Annotated in this window: 1 pseudogene; it reads left to right on the forward strand. The window is 50.4% G+C overall.

Annotation, left to right across the window (positions count from 1 at the left end):
• Nucleotides 1-88: 88 nt before the first annotated feature.
• A pseudogene (locus VPK24_RS07965) lies at nucleotides 89-548 on the forward strand (IS5 family transposase); the annotation flags it as partial.

The following is a 548-nucleotide window of genomic DNA, read 5'->3' on the forward strand; positions in this document are numbered from 1 at the left end:
AGAGCTAATTTATAAAGAGAAGCTAAAGCCGACTTGGCAGCTCTAAATCCGGTTTTAGGCTAGACCTACCCGAAGCATCACCCAGCTCATGAGTCGTCTCCCGGTCATTGCCAATCCTACCCGCAAAGCCTATCCCAGTGATTTGAGCGACGATGAGTGGGTGCTCCTCCAGCCGCTGCTGCCCGCTCCTAAAGGCTTTGGACATCCGATAGAAGTTGATTTCCGAGAAATCCTCAATGGCATCTTTTACGTCCAGCGCACTGGCTGCCAGTGGGAGATGCTGCCTCACGATTTACCCCCTTACAGCACGGTCTACCATTACTTCCAGAAATGGCAACGAAAAGGAATTTGGCAGCAAATGCATGACCAGATTCGAGAGCAACTGCGGAGCAAATTAGGTCGTTCAGAGCAATCTAGTGTCAGTATCGGTGATTCTCAGTCGGTGAAAACCACGGAAAAAAGGGGGTGGTCTACGGCTTCGATGGTGGCAAAAAGGTTAAGGGACGTAAACGCCACATTATCGTTGACTCGCAAGGGTTCCTAATGGG

The organism is Limnothrix redekei LRLZ20PSL1 (assembly GCF_043235035.1).
Taxonomy (GTDB): Bacteria; Cyanobacteriota; Cyanobacteriia; order CACIAM-69d; family CACIAM-69d; genus CACIAM-69d.